At 70.6% G+C, this 15,259-nt stretch carries 13 protein-coding genes and 1 tRNA gene; 10 read left to right on the top strand and 4 right to left on the bottom strand.

Annotated features, from left to right (window positions below):
• The first annotated feature begins 122 nt into the window (after positions 1–122).
• The 6 genes from BLW84_RS22085 (at position 123) to BLW84_RS22065 (ending at position 8,750) form a co-directional block, all read left to right on the top strand.
• A complete protein-coding gene (locus BLW84_RS22085) occupies positions 123–2,498 on the top strand; it encodes a sodium-translocating pyrophosphatase (protein WP_093268114.1) in 2,376 nt (791 codons plus the stop codon).
• A gap of 239 nt (positions 2,499–2,737) precedes the next feature.
• Complete coding sequence (locus BLW84_RS22080; protein ID WP_093268111.1) at positions 2,738–3,340, top strand: hypothetical protein; 603 nt, start codon at positions 2,738–2,740, stop codon at positions 3,338–3,340.
• Positions 3,341–3,438: 98 nt separating this feature from the next.
• Positions 3,439–4,032, top strand: a complete 594-nt coding sequence (locus BLW84_RS22075; RefSeq protein WP_177226625.1) for a hypothetical protein — start codon at positions 3,439–3,441, stop codon at positions 4,030–4,032.
• Positions 4,033–4,211: 179 nt separating this feature from the next.
• Entirely contained in the window at positions 4,212–7,067 is a 2,856-nt protein-coding gene (gene topA, locus BLW84_RS22070) for a type I DNA topoisomerase (RefSeq protein ID WP_425441734.1), read from the top strand.
• A gap of 63 nt (positions 7,068–7,130) precedes the next feature.
• On the top strand, positions 7,131–7,463 hold the full coding sequence (locus BLW84_RS46380) for a hypothetical protein (RefSeq protein ID WP_143061050.1): 333 nt from the start codon (positions 7,131–7,133) through the stop codon (positions 7,461–7,463).
• Between the two features lie 63 nt (positions 7,464–7,526).
• Entirely contained in the window at positions 7,527–8,750 is a 1,224-nt protein-coding gene (locus BLW84_RS22065; protein ID WP_093268165.1) for a DNA polymerase III subunit delta', read from the top strand.
• A gap of 117 nt (positions 8,751–8,867) precedes the next feature.
• Here BLW84_RS22065 and BLW84_RS22060 read toward each other — a convergent pair whose 3' ends face one another.
• A complete protein-coding gene (locus tag BLW84_RS22060) occupies positions 8,868–9,107 on the bottom strand; it encodes a hypothetical protein (RefSeq protein WP_093268106.1) in 240 nt (79 codons plus the stop codon).
• 70 nt (positions 9,108–9,177) lie between these two features.
• A complete protein-coding gene (locus BLW84_RS22055; RefSeq protein ID WP_093268103.1) occupies positions 9,178–10,245 on the bottom strand; it encodes an alpha/beta hydrolase in 1,068 nt (355 codons plus the stop codon).
• 168 nt (positions 10,246–10,413) lie between these two features.
• Here BLW84_RS22055 and BLW84_RS22050 point away from each other — a divergent pair, with 168 nt between their 5' ends.
• Positions 10,414–12,747: a helix-turn-helix domain-containing protein gene (locus tag BLW84_RS22050; RefSeq protein ID WP_093268101.1), complete on the top strand. Its 2,334-nt coding sequence runs from the start codon at positions 10,414–10,416 to the stop codon at positions 12,745–12,747.
• Positions 12,748–12,862: 115 nt separating this feature from the next.
• Here the strand turns inward: BLW84_RS22050 and BLW84_RS22045 are convergent, their stop codons facing one another.
• A complete protein-coding gene (locus tag BLW84_RS22045) occupies positions 12,863–14,167 on the bottom strand; it encodes a hypothetical protein (RefSeq protein WP_093268098.1) in 1,305 nt (434 codons plus the stop codon).
• A 266-nt stretch (positions 14,168–14,433) separates the two neighbouring features.
• Here BLW84_RS22045 and BLW84_RS22040 point away from each other — a divergent pair.
• Positions 14,434–14,507, top strand: a tRNA-Thr gene (locus BLW84_RS22040).
• A gap of 9 nt (positions 14,508–14,516) precedes the next feature.
• Here the strand turns inward: BLW84_RS22040 and BLW84_RS49225 are convergent.
• Positions 14,517–14,867, bottom strand: coding sequence for a tyrosine-type recombinase/integrase (locus BLW84_RS49225; protein WP_342743168.1), 351 nt, complete (start codon positions 14,865–14,867; stop codon positions 14,517–14,519).
• On the opposite strand from BLW84_RS49225, the gene BLW84_RS50145 reads away from it, so the two are divergent.
• Positions 14,778–14,981, top strand: coding sequence for a hypothetical protein (locus tag BLW84_RS50145; RefSeq protein WP_342743167.1), 204 nt, complete (start codon positions 14,778–14,780; stop codon positions 14,979–14,981). The two genes, BLW84_RS49225 and BLW84_RS50145, sit on opposite strands and share 90 nt — an antisense overlap.
• A 47-nt stretch (positions 14,982–15,028) precedes the next feature.
• Positions 15,029–15,235, top strand: coding sequence for a phage terminase small subunit (locus BLW84_RS22030; RefSeq protein ID WP_093268096.1), 207 nt, complete (start codon positions 15,029–15,031; stop codon positions 15,233–15,235).
• Positions 15,236–15,259: the final 24 nt, after the last annotated feature.

The following is a 15,259-nucleotide window of genomic DNA, read 5'->3' as shown; positions in this document are numbered from 1 at the left end:
TCGCCACGGACGGCCAGCAACCGATCACCGGCCGTACCGGGCGGGGCCGCCTACCGCGCACCGGAGCCCGTCGAGCGTTGCGGGAACCCCGGTGCTGAACCGAGCACAACCCAGGAGGACGGATGTCCCTGCTCACCCCGGTCCAGCACGGCTGGGCCCAGGGCGCTGCACCACCGAGCTCGCAAACCCGGATGGACCTCGCCCAAAAAGCCACCGGTATCGAGCTCGGCGGCGCCGACTACGTCGTCGTCGGCGCGGTGATGGTGATCGCCCTGGCCGCCCTGGCCTTCGGCTACGTCCTGATCAAGGAGGTGCTGTCCGCCGGCCAAGGCACGGCCAAGATGCAGGACATCGCCAAGGGCGTGCAGGAAGGCGCCTCGGCCTATCTGAACCGGCAGTTCCGCACCCTGGCGATCTTCGCCGTGATCGTGTTCCTGGTGCTGTTCGCGCTGCCCTCGGAGAGCACCGGCGAGACGATCGGGCGATCGATCTTCTTCCTGTTCGGCGCCGCGTTCTCGGCCACCATCGGCTACCTCGGCATGTGGCTGTCCACCCGCGCGAACGTGCGCGTTGCGGCGGCCGCCCGCGAGGCAGGTGAGGGGCGCGAGAAGGCGATGCGGGTCGCGTTCCGCACCGGCGGCGTGGTCGGCATGATCACCGTCGGCCTCGGCCTGTTCGGCGCCGCGCTGGTGGTGCTGGTCTACGCCGGCGGCGCCCCGCGCGTGCTGGAGGGCTTCGGCTTCGGCGCGGCCCTGCTGGCGATGTTCATGCGGGTCGGCGGCGGCATCTTCACCAAGGCCGCCGACGTGGGCGCCGACCTGGTCGGCAAGGTCGAGCAGAACATCCCGGAGGACGACCCGCGCAACGCCGCCACGATCGCCGACAACGTCGGCGACAACGTCGGTGACTGCGCTGGCATGGCGGCCGACCTGTTCGAGTCCTACGCGGTCACCCTGGTCGCCTCGCTGATCCTGGGCACCGCCGCGTTCGGCCTGCACGGGCTGCTGTTCCCGCTGATCGTGCCCGCGCTGGGCGTGATCACCGCGGTGATCGGCGTCTACATCACCAAGGCCCGCGCCGGCGAGAGCGCGCTGACCGCGATCAACCGGTCGTTCTACATCTCGGCGGGCATCTCCGCGGTGCTCTGCGTGATCGCCGCGCTGCTGTACCTGCCGAGCTCGTTCGGCGAGCTCACCGGCGTCTCCGAGGAGATCCGCGCCACCGGCGGCAACCCGGCGGTGATCGCGCTGGTCGCGGTGATCATCGGCATCCTGCTCGCGGTGATCATCCTCAAGCTCACCGGGTACTTCACCGCCACCGAGCACCGCCCGGTGCGCGACGTCGGCAAGTCGTCGCTGACCGGTGCGGCCACGGTGATCCTCTCGGGCCTGTCGGTGGGCTTCGAGTCCGCCGTCTACACCGCGCTGATCATCGGCGCAGCGGTGTTCGGCGCGTTCCTGCTGTCCGGTTCGCTGCCGGTGGCGCTGTTCGCCATCGCACTGGCCGGCTGCGGCCTGCTGACCACCGTCGGCGTGATCGTCGCGATGGACACCTTCGGCCCGGTCAGCGACAACGCGCAGGGCATCGCCGAGATGTCCGGTGACGTCGAGGGCGAGGGCGCGAAGATCCTCACCGAGCTGGACGCCGTCGGCAACACCACCAAGGCGATCACCAAGGGCATCGCGATCGCGACGGCGGTGCTGGCCGCGACCGCGCTGTTCGGGTCCTACACGGACGCGATCGGCGTCGCGCTGGCCGATGTGGCTGGGCAGCTGAACGTCTCCGAGTTCTTCGTCTACGCACCCAACGTGCTGGTTGGCCTGATCATCGGGGCGGCCGTGGTGTTCCTGTTCACCGGGCTGGCGATCAACGCGGTGTCCCGCGCCGCCGGGGCCGTGGTCTACGAGGTGCGCCGGCAGTTCAAGGACAAGCCGGGGATCATGGACGGCTCGGAGCGTCCCGAGTACGGCAGGGTCGTCGACATCTGCACCCGCGACTCGCTGCGCGAGCTGACCACCCCGGGTCTGCTCGCGGTGCTGGCGCCGATCGCGGTCGGCTTCGGCCTGGGCGTCGGCCCGTTGGCCGGCTACCTCGCCGGTGCGATCGCGACGGGCACCCTGATGGCGATCTTCCTGGCCAACTCCGGTGGTGCCTGGGACAACTCGAAGAAGCTGGTCGAGGACGGCTACCACGGTGGCAAGGGTTCCGAGGCGCACGGCGCCACGGTCATCGGCGACACCGTCGGTGACCCGTTCAAGGACACCGCTGGGCCGGCGATCAACCCGCTGCTGAAGGTGATGAACCTCGTGTCGTTGCTGATCGCACCGGCCGTGGTGACCTTCTCCGTGGGCGCGGACGCGAACCCGGCGGTGCGGTACGGCATCGCGGTCGTCGCGGTCGTGGTGATCATCGCGGCGGTGGTGGTCTCCAAGCGCCGTTCCACGGCGATCGCGGAGTCATCCACCACGGACGACAAGGCGGTCAACGGCGCGGCCTGACGCGTCGGCGGTGCGGCGAACGGACCGTTCACCTCTGCTACCGAGGCGGGCAGTCCGTTCGCTCCGATCGCGATAGCGGTGCGGATCTGGAAGGGCGCTGTCCCCGAGCGGGGCGGCGCCCTTTTCGTGCGCTGGGGTTTCGCCGGATGGGTGACCCCGCCTTCGGGGGCGCGGTGGGCGGTGGGGGAGAGTCTGTCAGCGCACGCCGAAGGCAACTCCGATCTCTGCGAGGAGTGCGCATGAAGATCCGCTCGACGTCCATCGCGGTGCTCGCCGCCGTCCCCCTGGCGCTCGCCGGGTGCGCGGCAGGCCCGGCCCAGGCCCCGGCTCCCGCCCCACCGCCGAAGGCGGCCGCCCCGAGCCCGGAGGGAGTCGCGTGGGCGGGCCGGATGTGCGGGCTGGTGGGTGGCTTCGCCGCCTCCCAGCAGCAGCTGCCGGGTGTGGACAAGACGAACACGGCCACGGTCAAGAAGACGGTGATCGAACGCATCGACTCGGCGGTGCGCTCCGCCGACGACACCATCAACGGCCTGCGGGGCCTCGGGCCGGCGCCGATCGCGGGCGCGGACGCGGTCAACGACGGCTTCCAGCAGGGCTTCACGCAGGTCCGCGACCTGCTGGGGTCGGCGGCCGAGAAGGCGAAGCAGGTCGATCCGACCAACGAGAAGAGCTTCCAGGAGGGCATGGCCGCGATGCAGCAGGAGCTGCAGAAGGGCCAGCAGCTGGACCTCAAGGACGAGCTGGCGGCGCTGGAACAGAACGAGGAGCTCAAGGCGGCCTCGCGGCAGGCCCCGGAGTGCAAGCAGTTCTTCACCCCGCCCCAGCAGCAGCCCCCGCGCTGACCGGTCGAGGGCCGTGAGCGAGCGCTCACGGCCCTTCGCGCGCTCCTCGTGGCGCAAAAGGGTGGATGTGCTGGCCAAGGTCGAACTGCTGTTCTAGCATGCGGGCCGTGGACCAGCTGTCCTTCTACTCGGCCGAGGCGCGGCAGCCAGACGTCGCCGACCTCGCGGGCATGCTGTGCGGTCCAGGGCAGGCGGTCGGTTTCGGCCGCGGCACCGCGGCCCGGCTGTCCGTGGTGGTCGACGCCGAATGGCGCGCCCGCACCCTCGTCGCGGCCTGCGCCGAGCGCGGCGTGGAGGCCGAGCTCGGCCGCTCCGAAGAAGGCCGCCCGCTGATCCGCACCGCGTTCCGCGCCGACCTCACCGGCCTCGCCGCCCGCTGGCTGCGCGGCGCCGTGAAGTCGGTCCCGCCGGACTTCGTCCCGGACGGCGCCGCCCTCCGGCTCTGGGCGCTGACCGCCGGCTCCGCCGAGCCCGCCGGCTACCGCCTCGGCCTCGACCCGCACGCGCCCGACACGCATTCGCCGCTGGTCGCGGCGCTGCGCGGCTGCGGCCTCCCGGCGAAGCCGGTCGGCCCGCGAGCCGGCGGACCGGCGCTGCGCGTGACCGGTCGACGCGGGCTCGCCCGCCTCGCCGAGCTCGTCGGTCCGATGCCCGATGGTGCGATCGAGCGAACGTGGCCGCTGGTGTCCTGACCGGTTTGACGCACATCACGCCAGGTCACGCAACGGAACACCACAGTCACCCGATACGTTCGTAGAAGAAGACGTGGACGAGTCTCAGCGTGTTATGTGCAACCCTGTGCCTTCCCGGCGTGCTGCGAATCGGCGCATAAGGGGCACACTGAGGAACTTGTCGGGTAGCACCGGGTGCAATGGAAGCCTCCGGAAGAAGAGAGCAGGTAAGCGTGGCTGGGTCGACACGGACGAAGAAGGCCGGCGGGACCGGCCGGGCTTCGGGGTCCCCCAACGGGGCTGGCTCCGCGGGTCGGCGCTTGGTGATCGTCGAGTCGCCTGCGAAGGCCAAGAAGATCGCCTCCTATCTTGGCTCGAACTTCATCGTCGAGTCTTCCCGCGGCCACATCCGGGACCTGCCGAAGAACGCCAAGGACGTGCCGGAGAAGTACAAGGGCCAGGCGTGGGCCCGGCTGGGCGTCGACGTCGACAACGACTTCGAGCCGCTGTACCTGGTGAGCTCGGACAAGAAGGCGACGGTCACCGAGCTCAAGGACGCGCTCAAGCAGGTCGACGAGCTCTACCTCGCGACGGACGGTGACCGCGAGGGCGAGGCGATCGCCTGGCACCTGCTGGAGACGCTGAAGCCGAAGGTGCCGGTGCGCCGGATGGTGTTCCACGAGATCACCGAGTCGGCGATCCAGGCGGCCGCCGCGAACCCGCGCGACCTGGACCACGACCTGGTGGACGCGCAGGAGACGCGCCGCATCCTGGACCGGCTGTACGGCTACGAGGTCAGCCCGGTGCTGTGGAAGAAGGTCATGCCGAAGCTGTCGGCGGGCCGCGTGCAGTCGGTGGCGACCCGGATCGTGGTCGAGCGGGAGCGCGAGCGGATCAGGTTCGTCCCGGCCGAGTACTGGGACATCTCCGCGACGATGGACGCCGGCGCGGACGCCTCGCCGCGTCGCTTCGGCGCGCGCCTGGTCAACGTGGACGGCGCGAAGCTGGCCACCGGTCGCGACTTCGGCCCGGACGGACGGCTGAAGAACGCCGACACGAGGGTGCTGACCGAGCAGGAGGCGCGCAGCCTCGCCGCGGCGCTCGGCGACGTGGAGCTGCACGTCTCCAGCGTCGAGGAGAAGCCGTACACGCGGAAGCCGTACGCGCCGTTCATGACCTCCACGCTGCAGCAGGAGGCCAGCCGCAAGCTGCGGTTCTCGGCCGACCGCACGATGCGCACGGCGCAGCGGTTGTACGAGAACGGTTACATCACCTACATGCGTACCGACTCGACGACGCTGTCCGAGACGGCGATCAACGCGGCGCGCAACCAGGCCCGGGACCTCTACGGCGACCAGTACCTGTCGCCGCAGCCGCGGCAGTACACCCGCAAGGTCAAGAACGCCCAGGAGGCGCACGAGGCGATCCGCCCGGCGGGCGAGAGCTTCCGCACCCCGGGCGAGGTCGCGGGCGAGCTGCGCAACGACGTCGACGGCTACAAGCTCTACGAGCTGATCTGGCAGCGCACCATCGCCTCCCAGATGGCCGACGCGAAGGGCACCACGCTGTCGGTGCGCATCACCGGCACCGCGACCAGCGGCGAGGAGTGCACGTTCGCCGCGTCCGGTCGCACGATCACCTTCGCCGGGTTCCTGAAGGCCTACGTCGAGGCCGTCGACTCGGAGGCCGGCGGGGTCGCCGACGACGCCGAGTCGCGGCTGCCGCAGCTGGTGCAGGACCAGGCGATCACCGCGCCGGAGCTGTCGCCGGACGGGCACACCACCAACCCGCCGCCGCGCTTCACCGAGGCCAGCCTGGTGAAGACGATGGAAGAGCTGGGCATTGGGCGCCCGTCGACCTACGCGTCGATCATCAGCACCGTGCAGGAGCGCGGCTACGTGTGGAAGAAGGGCTCCGCCCTAGTCCCCTCGTGGATCGCCTTCGCCGTGGTCGGGCTGCTGGAGAAGCACTTCGGCCGGCTGGTGGACTACGACTTCACGGCCGCGCTGGAGGACGAGCTGGACCGCATCGCCGAGGGGCGCGAGGAGCGGACCAGCTGGCTGTCCGGTTTCTACTTCGGCGGCGACGTGGGGCCGGAGGGCTCCATCGGTCGCGCCGGCGGGCTGAAGAAGCTGGTCGGTTCCGGGGTCGAGGAGATCGACCCGCGGGAGATCAACTCCATCCCGATGTTCAACGACGACGAGGCCCGCACCGTCTACGTGCGGGTCGGCCGCTACGGCCCGTACCTGGAGCGCACGCTCGCCGACGCCTCGTCGCAGCGCGCGAACCTGCCGGACGACCTGCCGCCGGACGAGCTCACCGTGGAGATCGCGGAGAAGCTGTTCGCCACCCCGATGGAGGGCCGCAGCCTCGGCACCGACCCGGAGTCCGGGCACGAGGTCGTCGCGAAGGAAGGCCGGTTCGGGCCGTACGTCACCGAGGTGCTGCCCGAGGGCAACAAGAACAAGCCGCGCACCGGCAGCCTGTTCAAGCACATGTCGCTGGACACCGTGACGCTCGACGACGCGCTGAAGCTGCTGTCGCTGCCGCGGGTCGTGGGCAAGGATCCGGAGTCCGGCAACGAGATCACCGCGCAGAACGGCCGCTACGGCCCGTACCTGAAGAAGGGCACGGACTCGCGGTCGCTGGAGACCGAGGACCAGATCTTCTCGATCACGCTGGAAGCGGCGCTCAAGATCTACGAGCAGCCGAAGCAGCGCGGTCGGCGGGCGGCCGCGGCCCCGCTGCGGGAGCTCGGCGAGGAGCCGGACACCGGCAAGCCGCTGGTGATCAAGGACGGTCGCTTCGGCCCGTACGTCACCGACGGCGAGACGAACGCCTCGCTGCGCAAGGGCGATGACGTCGAGTCGTTGACCATGGATCGCGCGGTGGAGCTGCTCGCGGAGCGGCGCGCCAAGGCCCCGGCGAAGAAGAAGGCGCCGGCGAAGAAGGCCCCGGCCAAGAAGACCGCCGCGAAGTCGACGGCTTCGAAGACGACGGCCGCGAAGACGACGGCCGCGAAGAAGCGGGCGAGTTCCACTTCGAAGTCCTCCTGATCCTGGTGTTCCGCCGCCCCGAGGCGGAAACTTCCGGTTATCGGAAGCCCCGGGGAGGCGGACATGCGGGATGCCTTGCACGGTCTCGACGGCACGCAGCCGTTGCCGCCCTGGCCGGTTCGTCAGGATGCCCTGTTCGGCACGTTCGCGGTGCCACAGCAGCGGGCCGCGCCGCCGCAACCCTGGACGCCGCCTACAACGGCGGAGGACGTGCGCAGGCCGATTCGACGCCGTCGCGCTCCGACGGCCAGCCCCCAGACACCTCGTCTTGAGCCGCCGGGGGAGAGGCCGCGCCGCACGCCGGGTGCGGTCGTGGGCTTCCTGATCGTGTTGGCCGTCGCGGTGCTCGTCGCCCTGGCGGTGCTGCGCCGGGTTCTCGAAGGGTTCTCCGGTTGACCGCAGGCCGGTCGGTGCCGCCCCGTACAGTCTGGGTGTTCGCGAAGTACTGGAGGCGACGTGATGCAAACCGACGCTCCGGACGTGCCCGGCACCGGGGTGTGGGCGGAGGTCGTCGGACAGCCCGACGCGGTGCGGACGCTCTACACGGCCGCGCGCGCTGCTCATCGCCAGGTGCGGGGCGAGCCGGTTCCGCCGGGTTCGATGACCCACGCATGGCTGTTCACCGGGCCGCCCGGTTCGGGCCGGTCGATCGCGGCTCGCGCTTTCGCCGCCGCTTTGGAGTGCTCCGATACCGAGCAGCCGGGCTGCGGGCACTGCCCGGCGTGCCGGACGGTGCTGCACGGCACGCACGCCGACGTTCGGCTGGTGGCGCCCGAAGGACTGTCGATCTCGGTCGCGGAGATGCGGGCTCTCGTGCAGGCCGCGGCGCGGCGTCCGACCACCGGCCAGTGGCGCATCGTGCTGATCGAAGATTCCGACCGCCTCACCGAGGGTGCGGCGAACGCGCTGCTCAAGGCGGTGGAGGAGCCGCCGCCGAGGACCGTGTTCCTGTTGTGCGCGCCGTCCGATCACCCCGAAGACGTGTCCGTCACGATCCGCTCCCGGTGCCGCGTGGTGCAGCTGCGCACGCCGTTGGCCGGCGCGATCGCAGAGGTGCTGCACGAGCGCGACGGCGTGGACGCGGAGCTCGCGCAGTGGGCGTCGTCGGTGTGCGGCGGGCACATCGGCCGGGCGCGGCGGCTGGCGACCGACGAGGAGGCGCGGGAGCGGCGCGAATCGGTGCTGCGGATCCCGATGGGGCTGCGCCGGTTCTCGGACGTGTTCACGGCCGCCACCGGGCTGGTGAAGCTGGCCGAGACGGAAGCGGTCACCGCGAACGAGGACCGCAACGAGGCTGAGAAGGAAGAGCTGAAGACCGCGATGGGCGCGGGCGGCACCGGCAAGGGCACGGCGTCGGCGACCCGCGGCGCGAACGCGGCGCTGAAAGAGCTTGAGAAGCGCCAGAAATCCCGCGCCACCCGTTCCCAGCGCGACGCGCTGGACCTGGCGCTGGTCGACCTGGCGGGCTTCTACCGGGACGTGCTGGTGGTGCGCACGGGTTCGACGGCGCCGCTCAACCACCCGGATTTCGAGCGCTCGGTGGCGAAGGCGGCCGGGGAGTGGACGTCGGAATCGGCGCTGCACCGCCTCGACGCGGTCCTGGAATGCCGCCTCGCGCTGACCCAGAACGTGAAGCCCATCATCGCGGTGGAGGCCATGCTAGCCACCCTCTACACCGGCTGATTCCACAGTGGACGTTCCGGGTTCGATGCGGTCGAGTGCCTGGTAGAACCTGGTCAGGTGCGCGCTGCCCCGCCAGGACGGCTCGAAGGACGTGGCGCAGGACGAACGGCGGGCCCGTCATGGCCAGTACCGGAACGTGAACGTCGCCAGCAGGAGCAGGAACAGGATTCCCAGCACCACGAGGCATCCGGCACCGTCGGTCTTCTTCGCGCGGAGCTCGACGCGGCCGCCGGGCGGCGTGCCCGGATGGTGGTGGTCGTAGTGCTCGATCTGCTCCTCGGCTCCCGCCGACTCGGTGAGCCAGGGCGTCCGGTAGTCGCATTCCTCGCACCAGTAACGGAATTCGTCGTCGGCCATGCCGTTCCCCCCGTGATGCGCTGGTCGGTCGGACGCCTCCCCGCCGCCCGACCGACCAGACCCCCGGTCATCAGGGGTGCTGAAGGCGTTGCATGATCAGCGAGACGTAGTGGTCCATGTCCTTCTGCAGGCAGGGCACCGAGGCGTGCTTCCCGGTGCAGCCCGGCGCCCACGTGCTGCCGTCGCCGTAATCCGCGAAGTAGTGCGGGATTCCGGCGGTGTTCAGGTTCGCCGCGGTCACCAGGTTGGTGTCCCTGGCCACGCTCTCGACGATGGCTTGGGGCGGGTTGACGGTCAGGTCGCCGCCGTTGCCGGTGTACATGGCCACGCCCATGCCGCGCAGCGACTCGACGTGCTGGGCGGGGCTCTGCGCGTTCCACACCACGTCGAGGGGCCAGACCGGCGAGCCGAAGATCGCGTCGGCCGCGACGGTCGGCGTGCCCGAATCCGGCAGCAGCTCGGTGCCGATCACCGCCGCCCGCTGGGCCTGGTTGAGCAGGTCGAGGCCGCCGGAGAAGCTGCCGACGTAGCTGAACAGCTCCGGCCGGTGCTCGGCGTAGTGGAACGCGCCGAACCCGCCCATCGAGTGGCCGACGATGGCGCGGCCCTCCCTGTCGGGGATGGTCCGCAGGTTCGCGTCGATCAGCGGGATGACCTGGTCGAGGTGGAAGTTCTCCCAGTTCTGCGGGCCCAGCCCGCCGGGGTTCACCCAGTTCGAGTACCAGCTGCGAACCCCGTTGGGGTGCACCGTGATCAGCGGCGCGTCCTTGGTCGCCTGCTCGGTGATCTGCTGGTTGACCTGGGTGTTCGCCCGGTCGGGATTGCCGTGCAGCGAGTACAGCACCGGGTAGCGGTCGGCGTTGCCGCCGTAGCCCTCGGGCAGGGTGACCATGATGTCGTGTTGCCCCGCGGTCTGGCCCGGCAGCAGCGTGGGGTTCGGAACCTGGTCGGAGGTCACGGAGAAGACGAACGTCCGCTGGGCGTCGTCGACCCACTCGGGCTGGCGGACGACCGTCAGGCCGAAACCGTCGTCGAGGCGCGGCGGTTCGGTCTCGGCGGTGGCGATGGGAGTCGATGCCGCGGCCAGGCCGGCCGCCATCGCGACGGCCCACCACAGCGATTTCCGGAAACGGGTCATGCGGTTCCCCTGTCGAAGGCTGACCTCGCCGCCTCGGCGAGCGCCGGCCGCCAGGTTCCGGCCAGCACTGCAGATCATGTTGTTCGCGCTGGTCAGCGGGCCAGGGCACGAACCGGCCAAATACGGCCGGTCCGCCCGTTGTTCGCGCTAAGGTCCCCGAGCCAGGACATGCCCGACTCGAGAGGCGCCGAAGTGACGAGCCGGTTCGGTCCGCTACTGCGTCAGCTGCGACGTCAGGCGGGATTGACGCAGGAGCAGCTGGCGGAGCGATCCGGAGTCGGCGTGCGGACCATCCGCCGGCTGGAGAACAACTCGCCCACCGATCCCCGCATCGGCACCGTGAAGCTGTTGGCAGACGCACTGGACCTCGCGCCGGACAAGCGCCGGGAACTGCTGGCCGAAGTCGGCGACGTTCCGGCCGAGGACGCCGCCGAGACTCGGGAGGCGGCGGAGCCTCTCGTGCCGCGCGATGCGCTGACCGAAGCCGCCGATCAACTCGCGCAGGTGGTCGCCGCCCGCTGGCGGCGCGAGGAGGAGCAGCGCCGGATCCACGACCCGTTCCCACTGCCGGTGCGGTGGCAGCCGGTGTCCGCGGACCTGACCGACCATTCCGACAACATCCACCGCGTTCCGCCCGGATCCACGGCGGATCCGCTGGATCTGACCGGCGACCTGACCGAGATCGCGGACGTCTACCGGCGAATCCCGTCCGGCCGGTTGGTGGTGCTGGGGCGCGCCGGATCCGGGAAGACGATCCTGGCGCTGCGCTTCACCCTGGACTACCTGCGGACGCGCGACGGCGCCGACCCGGTGCCGGTGGTCTTCAGCGTCGGATCGTGGGACCCGGCGGTCACCGCGCTGCGGGACTGGCTGATCGACCAGCTCCTCCGCGACTACCCGGGCCTGGTCGCGAGCGCCCCCGGCGGGTCGACGCTGGCCGCCGCGCTGGTCGAAACCGGCCGTGTGCTGCCGGTTCTCGACGGGTTCGACGAGATCGCCCACGGCCTGCACCAGAGCGCGGTGGAAGCACTCAACACCACGTCGCTGCCGCTGCTGCTGACCAGCCGCCCCGGCGAGTTCGCCGCGGCCGTCGAGGCGACCGCCCTGGCCGGAGCCGCCGGCGTCGAGCTGGTCGAACTCGGCCGCGCCGACCTGATCAACTACCTGCCGCGCACCACGCGTCGGGGCACCGCCTGGGATTCCGTCCTGGACGAGCTGCGCGAACGCCCGGACAGCGAGGCGAGCGCCAACCTCGCCGCGGTGCTGAGCACGCCGCTGATGGTCGGCCTCGCCCGAACCGTCTACAGCGAGTCCGGAGCGGATCCGGCGATCCTGCTGGACACCACCCGGTTCCCGACGCCGGAGGCCCTCGAAGACCACCTGCTGGCCAGCTTCGTGCCCGCCGTCTACCGCCCGCGGCCGTCCACCGGGCGCCGGGACTGGGATCCGGACCGGGTCCGGCACTGGCTGGGCTACCTCGCCAACCACCTGGATCGTCTCGACACCGGCGATCTCAAGTGGTGGCTGCTCGGCACCTCGCTGCGTCGCTCGTCGCGCATCCTCGCCGTCGTGCTGGCGTCCGCGTTGGTCACCGCCGTCGTCGATGCGCTCGTCGTCCTGTCCTCCAACGCGATGCAGTACGGAATCGGGTTGGCGATGGTCGACGGACTGCTGACCGGGGCCGAACTCGGGCTGGCCTTCGGGCTGCTGTACGGGCTCCTGGTCGTGTACGGCGGGGTCGGATTCGAGCCGTCCCGGATGCAGGTGCGGTTGCTGGGCCGGAGCGGGCGAACCGGCCGACGCGCCCGCACCGCGGGCATCAGGTTCGGGGCCGGGCTGTTGGGCGGGTTCGTGGTGGCGCTCGGGTACGCGCCCGTGAGCACGTTCATGCGCACGGTCCGCAGCGAGTCACCGTTCCCGGACGACGTGGCGGTCAAGCTGACGCTCGTCAACTTCCTCGTGTTCGGGCTCATCTTCGGCCTGGCGCTCGGGACGGGGCTCGCGCTCGTGTCCGTGCTGGAGACGCCCCTCGACATCAACTCCGCCGCCACCCCGATGGGCATGCTGGCCGCGAACCGTTCGGCGGTGGTGCGCCAGACCGCGCTGTTCGCGCCCCTGGCCGTGCTCCTGATCGCCGTCGGCGGACGGCTGGTCGTCGATCTCCTCCAGGGTTCGCTGGGCCCGCTCAGCTGGCCGCTGCTCGACGGGCTCATCGTCGGCGCCGTGGGCGGGATCAGCGGAGCGATCGCCTACGCCGCGGCGTTCACCGCCTGGGGGCAGTGGGTTCTCCTGGCACGCGTCTGGCTGCCGGTGACGGGTCGGCTTCCCTGGCAGGTGACGGCTTTCCTGGAGGACGCGTACCGCCGAGGAGTGCTACGCCAGGCCGGCGCCGTCTACCAGTTCCGGCACGCCCGGCTCCAAGCCCACCTCGGCCGTGCCTACCGAGCCCAGCACGCCACGCCGGCGCGCCTCGGCCCAGCCACCGATCGCTCCGCTGTCTGAACCGTTCGTCGGGCCGGGCTGGGTGCCAGGCTGTCGGGCCTCATGCGTGCCCACGTCTGGTTCTGGAACGGACCCTGAAATCGGAGCTTCGGTCGCGTGAGCCGTCCAATTTCGCCTAAAATTGGGACTTCCGGCGTCGCTCAAGCGGGATCACGTAGTACGAGCTGCTGGTCAGGGCGAGCGGCGGAACGTCCGGGAGGTGGGCCGACGGGCCGGTCCCGGCCGGCGGCGCGACCGCCGCCGAGCCGTCGCAGTCCACGCCGCCGGCCGGAGCGCCGGCGCGGACGATCTGCTCGCCGAAGGTGATCTGCACCAGCGAAGTCGGCAGCCCCACCGGGTGGCCGCGCAGCAGCTGCAGGTCGAAGAGCTTCGCCGCCGCCCGGACCTCGGTTCCGACGACGTCGTGCCGGAGCTCCCCGACGCTCATCCGCAGCACACCGGCGTCCACGATCCGCCGGCCCAGCCCGGGCAGCGGTAGGTCCAGGTCCGGATGCGCCGCATCGAGCACGCCGAGTTCCTTGCCGCCCTGGCTGACCCGCAGCACCGGCGCCTGGTAGTCCACAGTGGACGTCGAGGGGGCGCCGGTGGCCGTGGCGATCAGTCGGGGCTCGCCGACGACGTCGACGCGGATCTCCTGGGAGGTTCCGGCGAACAGTCGAACGCTCGCAACCTGCAGCGTCGAGGTCGACTGCACGGCCTTACCGGTCTGCCCGGCGACGGACACCAGCTGCACGTTGGAATGCGCGTTGACGACGTCCGGCACGTGCAGCAAGGACCCGGTGCCGTCCGCGGTAGGTGCTCCGCTCAGGAGCCCGTCCAGCGACAGCCCGCCGGGCAGCGCGTTGACCGCCGAAGCGCTGCCCAGCGACATCTGGGCATCGGCGATCGGCGACACGCACGGCCCGACCTGCTCGTCCCAGCGCGCATGCACGCTGCCGTCCAAGCCGCCGAGCTTGACCAGCTGATCCGCCGGCGACGCGGGCATGGGGAGCCCGCCGCTGGTCGGCGCGGCGTGATCGGGCAGCGCGGTCTGCGCCAGCCCGGTCGGCAGCTGCGGCGTCTTGCCGAACAGCGCCACGCCGAACGGCGAGGCTTCGGCGATGGCCCGCTCGTGGGCGAAGAAAGCGGTGGAGTTCGCCTGCGCGATCGCCCGGCCCATCCCTGCCTCGGCCACGGACTGCTTGGGCAGCTGCTCCTCGAACTCGGGATCGTCGATGACGGAGTCGGTCGGCACGGTGTCCGGCAGGATGCGCACGATCCCGACCATGGTGCCGGCGTCGGCGACGATCGGACCGGGAACCGGGGTCGGCTCGGACGCCGGAGGCTGCCCGGGGTTCTCGGGCGCGGGGATCGGCGTGGTCGGCGGCGTGCTCTGCGCGAAGGCGGCAGGCAGGGACAACCCGGCCAGTGCCAACCCCACGGCGGAACACGTGCTGAAGCGGCGAAACGCCCGCATCCGGCGACCTCCCGGTCGAGTGACAGGAATCACTGCCGATCCAACGAGTCGAAGCCGACGAGGTGACGGAAGAAGTTGACGAGAGCGCCCGGCAAGAGGTGGCTTCCCGCCGAAGCCGGAGCATCGGAGCTGCCCAGCTAGGGCGCTGACCAGGGCAAACCTGGAGGGTGTGGACCGGTGGGGGTCGAGAACGCCCTCGGGTCCGGGCCAGCTACACTTGACCACGCAACGCCGCCTTAGCTCAGTCGGCTAGAGCGACGCACTCGTAATGCGTAGGTCAAGGGTTCGATTCCCTTAGGCGGCTCCGCAGCGGTCAACCCGCTGACCTGCGGCGGGAGAAGAGATCGATGATCTCGGCTCCCGCCGCAGTGTCGTTTTCGTGGAGCAGATATGGAGCAGGCTCCGGCTCCGATTTCGAGATCTCGGGTGGCTGGCCGAGGACGGCGCGCACCTGGTCCCACTGCGTGTCCGCCAGATGTGCGTAACGCTCCGTGGTCGCTACCGAGGCGTGGCCCAGCAGCACGGACAAGGTTTTGATCGACACTCCGTCCTGAACGAGCCAGGACGCGTAGGTGTGTCGCAGGTCGTGCGGTGTCACGCCTACAAGACCTGTCGCCTTGACGATCGGATTCCACGGGTCGCGGTCGTCGACTTCGACGTCCATCACGGCAACGGCACGCAGGACATCTTCTGCGCGGACCCGAACGTGCTGGCCGTCAGTCTGCATCAGGACCAGCTCTTCCCCGCGGACTCGGCTGCACGAGAACGGAACCGGTGAGGGGATCGGCGCCAACCTCAACATCCCGCTGCCCCCGGGTTCGGGCCATGGCGATGAACAGGTTCATCGAGTCGTCGCGGCCGAGTAGCCAGATGTTCGCTGCGCTGGTGTCGGCGATGAGCGATCTGCTTGTGACCGACGGCGCGCGGCGCCGGGTGCGAGTGGAGATCGAGCGGGAGCAGGCGGCGCCGAGCACGGGGGTGTCAGCGTTGGAGGAGTACCGCAAGCAGCTGGGCGGCTCTCCGAAGATGTGACGCACTCGATGGCAGGCATGACGA

Origin of the sequence: Saccharopolyspora shandongensis (assembly GCF_900106995.1) — a bacterium.
Lineage (GTDB): Bacteria > Actinomycetota > Actinomycetes > Mycobacteriales > Pseudonocardiaceae > Saccharopolyspora > Saccharopolyspora shandongensis.
The sequence above is the reverse complement of the archived record's forward strand: the minus strand, read 5'-3'. Positions and strand labels throughout refer to the sequence as shown.

Coding starts and splice junctions, on each gene's coding strand:
- BLW84_RS22085 (WP_093268114.1), top strand. CDS start 123: ATGTCCCTGCTCACCCCGGTCCAGCACGGCTGGGCCCAGGGCGCTGCA.
- BLW84_RS22080 (WP_093268111.1), top strand. CDS start 2,738: ATGAAGATCCGCTCGACGTCCATCGCGGTGCTCGCCGCCGTCCCCCTG.
- BLW84_RS22075 (WP_177226625.1), top strand. CDS start 3,439: ATGCGGGCCGTGGACCAGCTGTCCTTCTACTCGGCCGAGGCGCGGCAG.
- topA (WP_425441734.1), top strand. CDS start 4,212: ATGGAAGCCTCCGGAAGAAGAGAGCAGGTAAGCGTGGCTGGGTCGACA.
- BLW84_RS46380 (WP_143061050.1), top strand. CDS start 7,131: ATGCGGGATGCCTTGCACGGTCTCGACGGCACGCAGCCGTTGCCGCCC.
- BLW84_RS22065 (WP_093268165.1), top strand. CDS start 7,527: ATGCAAACCGACGCTCCGGACGTGCCCGGCACCGGGGTGTGGGCGGAG.
- BLW84_RS22060 (WP_093268106.1), bottom strand. CDS start 9,107: ATGGCCGACGACGAATTCCGTTACTGGTGCGAGGAATGCGACTACCGG.
- BLW84_RS22055 (WP_093268103.1), bottom strand. CDS start 10,245: ATGACCCGTTTCCGGAAATCGCTGTGGTGGGCCGTCGCGATGGCGGCC.
- BLW84_RS22050 (WP_093268101.1), top strand. CDS start 10,414: ATGCCCGACTCGAGAGGCGCCGAAGTGACGAGCCGGTTCGGTCCGCTA.
- BLW84_RS49225 (WP_342743168.1), bottom strand. CDS start 14,867: ATGGACGTCGAAGTCGACGACCGCGACCCGTGGAATCCGATCGTCAAG.
- BLW84_RS22030 (WP_093268096.1), top strand. CDS start 15,029: ATGGCGATGAACAGGTTCATCGAGTCGTCGCGGCCGAGTAGCCAGATG.